Annotated in this window: 8 protein-coding genes; 4 read left to right on the top strand and 4 right to left on the bottom strand. The window is 35.7% G+C overall.

What is annotated here, in order from left to right; genetic code table 11:
• Positions 1-85 precede the first annotated feature (85 nt).
• From mer to QZN33_RS06620, 4 genes are all read left to right on the top strand, one after another.
• Complete coding sequence (gene mer / locus QZN33_RS06635) at positions 86-1,048, top strand: 5,10-methylenetetrahydromethanopterin reductase (RefSeq protein ID WP_296790183.1); 963 nt, start codon at positions 86-88, stop codon at positions 1,046-1,048.
• A gap of 141 nt (positions 1,049-1,189) precedes the next feature.
• On the top strand, positions 1,190-2,272 hold the full coding sequence (locus tag QZN33_RS06630) for an archaeosine biosynthesis radical SAM protein RaSEA (RefSeq protein WP_296790181.1): 1,083 nt from the start codon (positions 1,190-1,192) through the stop codon (positions 2,270-2,272).
• A 31-nt stretch (positions 2,273-2,303) separates the two neighbouring features.
• The gene (locus tag QZN33_RS06625) at positions 2,304-2,786 is read left to right on the top strand and encodes a DUF308 domain-containing protein (protein WP_296790165.1); all 483 of its coding nucleotides are present in this window, start codon (positions 2,304-2,306) and stop codon (positions 2,784-2,786) included.
• A 23-nt stretch (positions 2,787-2,809) separates the two neighbouring features.
• Positions 2,810-4,078: an adenylyltransferase/cytidyltransferase family protein gene (locus QZN33_RS06620; RefSeq protein WP_296790164.1), complete on the top strand. Its 1,269-nt coding sequence runs from the start codon at positions 2,810-2,812 to the stop codon at positions 4,076-4,078.
• Here the strand turns inward: QZN33_RS06620 and QZN33_RS06615 are convergent.
• From QZN33_RS06615 to QZN33_RS06600, 4 genes are read right to left on the bottom strand one after another with little or no spacing between them, the layout of a single operon-like run.
• Positions 4,068-4,802 carry an NAD(P)-binding domain-containing protein gene (locus QZN33_RS06615; protein WP_296790163.1) on the bottom strand — a complete coding sequence of 245 codons (735 nt, stop codon included), beginning with the start codon at positions 4,800-4,802 and terminating at the stop codon, positions 4,068-4,070. The two genes, QZN33_RS06620 and QZN33_RS06615, sit on opposite strands and share 11 nt — an antisense overlap.
• Positions 4,803-4,814: 12 nt before the next feature.
• Positions 4,815-5,675, bottom strand: coding sequence for a DUF89 domain-containing protein (locus tag QZN33_RS06610; protein WP_296790162.1), 861 nt, complete (start codon positions 5,673-5,675; stop codon positions 4,815-4,817).
• Entirely contained in the window at positions 5,676-5,879 is a 204-nt protein-coding gene (locus tag QZN33_RS06605) for a MoaD/ThiS family protein (RefSeq protein WP_296790161.1), read from the bottom strand.
• Positions 5,880-5,883: 4 nt separating this feature from the next.
• Positions 5,884-6,801: a TIGR00269 family protein gene (locus QZN33_RS06600; RefSeq protein ID WP_296790160.1), complete on the bottom strand. Its 918-nt coding sequence runs from the start codon at positions 6,799-6,801 to the stop codon at positions 5,884-5,886.
• Between the last annotated feature and the right edge of the window lie 2 nt (positions 6,802-6,803).

The following is a 6,803-nucleotide window of genomic DNA, read 5'->3' as shown; positions in this document are numbered from 1 at the left end:
CCTATTTAATATATAAATCTTTCTATATTTTTTAAATAACAAATACTTTATAAGCTAGACAACATAATAAAAATTGGTGATAAATATGAAGTTCGGTATCGAATTTGTTCCAAATCAACCTTTGGAGGAAATTGTAAAATTAGTAAAATTAGCAGAAGACGTCGGTTTTGAATACGCATGGATCACTGACCACTACAACAACAAAAACGTATACGAAACCTTAGCATTACTTGCAGCAAACACTGAAACCATTAAAATGGGTCCTGGTGTAACCAACCCATACGTAAGAAGCCCTGCAATTTCTGCTTCTGCAATCGCAACCATTGACGAAATCTCAGAAGGAAGAGCAACCTTCGGTATTGGTCCTGGTGACAAAGCAACTTTCGATGCTTTAGGAATCGCTTGGGAAAAACCAGTATCCACAATTAAAGCAGCAATCGCTGACATTAACACTTTATTATCCGGTGGAAAAACCGAAGCTGGTGCAGCATTAGGTGGAGCAAAAGCTGTTCAAGAACACATCCCTATTTACATGGGTGCTCAAGGACCTAAAATGTTAGAAACCGCTGGAGAAATCGCAGATGGTGTATTAATTAACGCTTCTAACCCTAAAGATTACGAAGCAGCTATGCCTATGATCAAAAAAGGTATCGAAGCAGCTGGTGGAGACAAAGCATTTGACGTAGGTGCATACACTGCAACTTCCATTGGTGCTGACTCTGACGCAGCTAAAAACGCTGCAAAAATCGTTGTTGCTTTCATTGCAGCAGGTTCCCCTGCTCCAGTTATCGAAAGACACGGATTACCTGAAGGATTCAACGAACAAATGGGTGCTTTCTTAGCTAAAGGTGACTTCGGTGGAGCTATTGGTGCTGTAACCGATGAAGCACTTGACGCATTTTCCGTATGTGGTACTCCTGATGAGTTCATCCCTAAAATTGAAGGCTTAGCTGAAATGGGTGTAACTCAATACGTAGCAGGATCCCCTGTTGGTAAAAACGTAGAAGAATCCATCAAATTATTAGGAGACGTAATTGCAAGTTTCTAAACTTGCTTTCTCTTTTCTTTTTTTATTTTTTTAAACCATTACACACAACTTAATAACCAACTATTTTTATGAATAAAAATTTTTAATTATAAAAAAATCTTAATAATATAATATTACATTTATTATATTGTAGGTATTATAATGGAAATTGAAAAGTTAACTAAAGATATAAGACAATATGCTTTTGAGCGAAAAGATCCGAAAACTCCAGAACAGGTTGGTGCAAGCTGGTACAATGATGATTTAACTTATGATGGTGTTGCAAAAACATTATTTATCATACTGCCGACACCAGGTTGTGCATGGGCACTTGGAGACAGCGGAGGATGTACAATGTGCAGCTATGTTTCAGACTGTACACTTGAACCGATTGATACTGACACTATCCTTAAGATATTTCACGAACATCTCGAAAGACATCCGATAGCTGAAGAGGAAAAAATTTCAGTGAAACTATTTGCATCAGGAAGTTTTCTAAATCCCTATGAACTTCCAAAAGATGCACGTGATGAAATTTTAAAAACTTTAATTGACTTGGGCAATGTTACAGAAATCATTGTTGAGTCAAGACCTGAATATGTTAAAGAAGAAGTTCTGGATGAAATATTTGAGATAATTGGAGATACATTATTTGAAGTAAGTATCGGTCTTGAAACATCAAACGATTACACCCGACTTAAAAAAATCAATAAGGGTTTTACACGTCAGGACTTTGAAGATGCACATAATTTAATGCAAAATCTAAAGAAAACAAAAGGATACAATTTAAAAACAAAAGCATATATCTTCGTTAAACCTATTTTAGTATCTGAAGCTCAGGCAATAACCGAAGCAATAGAAACAGCAAGATACTGCAATTCAATTGGAGTCAACAGACTGTCATTCTGTCCTGCAACAATACACAGCGGAACTGTGATTGAAAGGTTCTGGAGAAAAGGTGCTTATCAGCCTCCATGGATCTGGTCATGTGTTGAAATAATCAATACCGTCCGTGATGAATTAGATATACCTGCACTTTTGGACACTTCCGGATTCGGCTCAAGGCGTGGACCTTATAACTGTAAGAAATGCAATAAAGATTTGAAACATATGATAATAGCCAACAATCTTACACAGACAAAGATTGAATATGACTGTGAATGTAAAAGTGAATGGTTAGCTGAAGTCAATAATTCAGATATGAACTCATCTACTGTTGAGATTAAACATATCCCATTATATTAAATAATAACTATAATAATATTAGGAGGCAATTATGAAAAGGACATTTATCAGTTTACTAGCTATAATTTTCGGATTAATAATAATCATTTTTCCAGTAATGGGACTAATCGGAGTTAGTTCATTGATTGGTTTATCCGTATTGCTGATGTCAATTTACCTGTTCGTTTTAGGCGTATCCATAATTGACTACAACACTTCAGGAGCAATACTTGATTTGATACTTGCAATATTGCTGCTATTCCTAAGTTTCGGATTAATTTTCAATCCGGCATTGCTTGGATTTTTAACTGAAATTACAATGTATATTGCAGGAATTATGTTAATAATAGTTGCAGTGGCATCCTTAATTAACAACCGCAGTTCAAGATACGGATTTTACGTCGGAATTTTTGGAATTGTTTTAGGTTTGCTCTACATTGTAATCGGAACTTATCTTTCAAACCCTATCGTTTTAGGTGCATTAATCGGAATATGGTTAGTGATAAGTGGTGTTTTAAATTTCGTGGATAATTAAAATTATCCTATTTTCTTTTTTTGGTGTTAATATTGATTGGAATTAGTGCAGATTTTGACCCTGTTCATAAAGGTCATGAAAAATTAATAAAAGAAGCTCGTAAACTTGCAGATAAGCAAAACAAGAAAGTGGTCGTATACCTGAATAAAGGATTCAGTGCAAACCATGCACCCTTTTTCACAGATTTTGATGCCCGCAGTGAAATGGCACTGGCATTGGGTGCTGATGAAATAAGGTCCTTTGAAGGGCTTCATCACAGACTGGTTCTCTCTTACAGCGTTCCCATCAGACTTAAACAGATGATTGATGACGGCGTGACTGACTACATTACCTCTGCAAGCATTTCTCTGGATGAAATCAAAGCAAAAGCGCAGCCGTTTATTGATGAAGGCAATTTTGTTGGAATGCCGAAAAGCTACACCAACAGAAATGAAATCAGATGGTATGCGATAAATGAGTTTCTAGGATCCAAACTCAACTACCATATTGTAAAGGAATTCAACAAGGATAAATATTCCGGAAGACTAATCAGGCAGTCAATCATAGACAATGATATGACAATAACTGATGACATAAAAAACCTGCTTCCAAAAACTACTGTTGAGATTCTTGAAAGGGAAATTGAAGCTGGAAATGTTCCCGGCGAGAGAAACTGGAAAGACATCTACAAGAGAATGAATACCTACTCCAGAGGAAATCTCGAAAAAATAGCTTACCTTAACGGAAATACAATTAACGAGATAATTAAAAGAAGAGTGTATAGGGACCCTGAATCAATATGGGCAGTTTTCAGAAGATCAGACTACGGACCTGTGATGACCAGACTGGCCGTAAGTGCAATTGAGATGGAAGTTACCAAAAAAGAAGTTATGGATTTGATGAAAAGCTATGAATCACAGGGAGTGATTCCAGACAATCAGAAAGTTCAAAGAGTCATCGACAGAGCGTGGTTTGTTGCAAGCAGCAATCTGGACGGTCGTGAAGCAAATGAGAAATTCAGAAGTGAAAACATCGAGGTTGATGCTCCTTTAACTCTTGAAGCCGGACTTAATCTGACAAAATTTGAAACTAAAATTACCAAAGAGGGAATAAATACCGATTTGTACGTTGACAAAAACGGTAAAATCTCTGTCCAGTTCAAAAGTGAAGGCAAAAAGATAAAGACAAATTTGAGACTTCCTGCTGTTGAAGTGACATATCTCAGATATATTATGGATTCCCATTTTATTCCTGTGAGCGGAAGTATAAAAAAAGCTAAAAAAGGTTTTAAGGTTAATGTAGTTATCGGCTGAGCTTTTCAAGTGCTGCTTTAACCATTACCAAATCATTTTTATTGAAAAATTCTATAATCTCTTCCAGTTCTTCGGATTTTCTTTTTGAACTGTTTAATGTATTGCTGATTCTTGAAAGTGATTTTTGCCTGAACTCATCACCTTCAGTCAGTGCCAGTATATCAAAAAATTCATCTTCAAGACCATATGTCTTGGAGATTTCAAAAGATTCTATAAGCAATGCGGATAAGCTTTTGGTGTATGTGCTTCTAAGCATTTTAAGAATGCTCACATCACCGACATTGTCACTGATTTTTTTAACAGTTATGAATTCATTTAAAAACAACAGTTCATCTGCTTTTTTACCTGAAATATACATTACAGGATTATCCGAATCTATTTTTCCGATGATAGCTCCGTCGACCAGATTTTTTACAGTTTTGCCGATTTCATCAGTTGTGTCAGGAGATATGTTATTTAAATCAAGGTATATTCCCTGAGCATACCTGCCGTATTTTAGAGCTACATCCGGTGCTGATTTCGGTGATGTTGCTGAAATTAGAATATCTGATTTAATAGCCACTTGCTTAAAAGTGTCTAAAACTTCAATATTTTCATTTTTAATGCTGTTTTGAGTTTCAGCGGATCGGCCTTCCATTGATGTGATAAATTTTACATCCTTCGAAGATATTAATTTTAAGAGAGTTCTGGAAACCTTGCCAAATCCGATGAAACCGATTATCATGAAAATCACAGTTTATTTTTTAAAAAGCAGCATGTCATGGAGATTGACTCCAATGTCTTTTGATATTGTATTGCATTTTGCACATAACAAGAAAAAGAGCTCCTTATCATCCAGATTAATTTCAGTCAGACCTTCATAATTTCCCATGCCTTTGGAAATAATGAATTTGTGATTGTTGAAAATTTCTCTAAACTCCTCTGAAATTTCACTGTCCACATAACCTACAGTGCCGGCACCTATCTCTACAATTTCGCCGTATTTGTCAAGGCCTGCTTCAAGAGCTTCTTTCATGCAGGCATCATTCAGTATAGGTTCTGATTTGACTGCAATAGTAATGTCCAAATCATATTCTTTGATTTTTGAAAGCAGTAACTTGTCAAAAACTATTTCACCAGTGTTGTCTACAAGATACAATACTTTATCATTTGTTTTAAGAGATTCTTCAAACTCTTCAATATCTTTTATGACAAGGTCTTTTTCAAGGGATTCCTTTATTACGCCTTCAATATCATCATCCAATGTGAATGCCCCAAAATCAAGAATATTTCCAATAATAGCTATTTTAACATAGTTTTCAAGGCTGTCATCCTCTTCAAGTATCTTTTTAACATCAGGCAGATATTTTAATGCTATTTCATTGCCTTCAATTTTTTCCCTGTAATAAGGATCCCTGCAGCAGGTTTTCTGTTTTATCATGTTATGCATTTTAGAACCGGTACTGTTTGAGTTAGCACCCAGTTTGAAATTATCATTTAAAAACTTGAAGATTTCTTCCATTATCTCCATTTTAAGCATTTCATCATCTGTGGATAAATCCATAGCTTCTTTTGCCTGTCTTAAAAAACAGGGCCCGCATTCATAACTTATCTTCACTTAACCACCATAGATAATTTGAACCAGTTGTATTTCATCATCGTTTTCAATTACAGTATCCTCAATGACCAGTTCACCGTTCTGTTTGGATACAATTGTCTGAGGTGACAATTCCATATCATCAAGTAAATCTTTGATAGTGTAATTTTCATTAGGGATTTCCCTTTTTTCATTTAAATTCTTATAAATTAATGTAAACGCCATATTATCACAATCCAAATTCTTCTAAAAATGAACATGCTTTGCATAATTCATTAGCTGAAGGCTCACCGCAGCGTGCACATCTTTTCTGAGGATATTCCTTTTTAAATTCATCTTTTAAAACATTTTTAATTTTATCATAACCTCGTAGAGTGGAATATTTTATAGTAGGATGCTTTTCTGCAAGCTGATTAATAACCTCTGAAACTTCCCCTCTAAATGACTGCATTGCATACGGACAGCTGTCAAAGTGAACTTCAAGTTCCTTTGCAACTACATACAATCCGATTTCCCTTTCGGGAATTTCACGCAGAGGCTTGATTTTAGGTGTGAATTCCTTGGCTTTGGATTCACTTTTAGCACCGAGCTTGGTGAGATTATCCATATTTCCTTCAAGATAGTTCATCATGATTGCCTGAACTTCATCATCAAGATTATGTCCTGTGGCGATTTTTGTAGCCCCCATTTCACGGGCGGCTTTATTGATGATTGTTCTTCTGAATACTCCGCAGTATGTGCATGAGCCTTTATGATTGTCTTTCTGCATTATTTCATCAAGAGTAATGCCGTAATCCTCCTTTAAAGAGACTACCTTATGTTCAATTCCAAGTCTTTCAGCATGTCTTTTTGCAATATCCACACCTTCCTGGCGGTAATTTGCAATGCCTTCATCGACAGTTACTGCACAGATATCAATAATGTGCATTTCACGAAAGCTGTTTAGGATTTCCAGTGTTGTTACACTATCCTTTCCTCCGGAAAGTGCAACCAGAACTTTATCTCCTTTATCAAGCAGTTTTTCCTTTCTTACTGTTTTGATAACTTTGCTTTCTATTGATTCAATAAAACAATCCTTGCACAGTAACTGACCGGATTGCGGTTTTTTAATAATGACTTTAGGATTTCCACATTTACTACATTGCATAT

Origin of the sequence: uncultured Methanobrevibacter sp., assembly GCF_900314615.1 — an archaeon.
In the GTDB taxonomy this organism is placed as follows: Archaea; Methanobacteriota; Methanobacteria; order Methanobacteriales; family Methanobacteriaceae; genus Methanocatella.
This window is presented reverse-complemented; position numbering and strand designations above follow the sequence as displayed.

Excerpts from the sequence above, each read along its gene's own strand:
- mer (WP_296790183.1), top strand. The coding sequence starts at position 86 with ATGAAGTTCGGTATCGAATTTGTTCCAAATCAACCTTTGGAGGAAATT.
- QZN33_RS06630 (WP_296790181.1), top strand. The coding sequence starts at position 1,190 with ATGGAAATTGAAAAGTTAACTAAAGATATAAGACAATATGCTTTTGAG.
- QZN33_RS06625 (WP_296790165.1), top strand. The coding sequence starts at position 2,304 with ATGAAAAGGACATTTATCAGTTTACTAGCTATAATTTTCGGATTAATA.
- QZN33_RS06615 (WP_296790163.1), bottom strand. The coding sequence starts at position 4,802 with ATGATAATCGGTTTCATCGGATTTGGCAAGGTTTCCAGAACTCTCTTA.
- QZN33_RS06605 (WP_296790161.1), bottom strand. The coding sequence starts at position 5,879 with ATGGCGTTTACATTAATTTATAAGAATTTAAATGAAAAAAGGGAAATC.
- QZN33_RS06600 (WP_296790160.1), bottom strand. The coding sequence starts at position 6,801 with ATGCAATGTAGTAAATGTGGAAATCCTAAAGTCATTATTAAAAAACCG.